The organism is Mucilaginibacter sp. P4_G9 (genome assembly GCF_056400985.1).
This window is the reverse complement of record NZ_JBFUKF010000965.1, coordinates 1-513: the sequence shown is the minus strand read 5'-3', so window position 1 is coordinate 513 and position 513 is coordinate 1. Positions and strand designations below refer to the sequence as shown.

Sequence of the window (513 nt, the reverse complement as noted above, 5' to 3'; positions counted from 1 at the left end):
GCTTTTAGCTTGTTCAAGTGTTCAACAACATTGTTTGTGTAATGTTGGCGTAAATTGCGTTATAATTTCTGTTTAATTTTGATTTATCAAACAATGTATATTAACTTAGTAGTCTTTAATCTACTATAAATTACACAAATCATGAGTTTACGATTAGGCGATAAAGCCCCCAATTTTAAAGCAAAAACTTCTGCCGGAGACATCGATTTTTACGAATACCTTGGCGACAGCTGGGGTGTATTGTTTTCGCACCCAGGCGATTATACACCGGTTTGTACAACCGAACTTGGCAGAACCGCAGCGTTAAAAGATGAATTTACAAAACGTAACGTAAAAGTACTGGCCCTTAGTGTTGATTCACTTGATTCACACACCGGCTGGATAAATGATATCAATGAAACGCAGGGAGTGGAGGTAAACTTCCCGATAATTGCTGATGAAGACCGCAAAATTTCTGAAGCTTATGATATGATCCATCCAAACGCATCAGTAAATGCAGCATCAGTAAATGCA

1 protein-coding gene is annotated in these 513 nt (G+C 37.8%); it reads left to right on the top strand.

Features of this window, described 5'->3' with window-relative positions:
* Nucleotides 1-141: 141 nt before the first annotated feature.
* On the top strand, nucleotides 142-513 hold a 372-nt coding region (locus AC1DPZ_RS28825), incomplete at its 3' end, for a redoxin domain-containing protein (protein ID WP_477409992.1).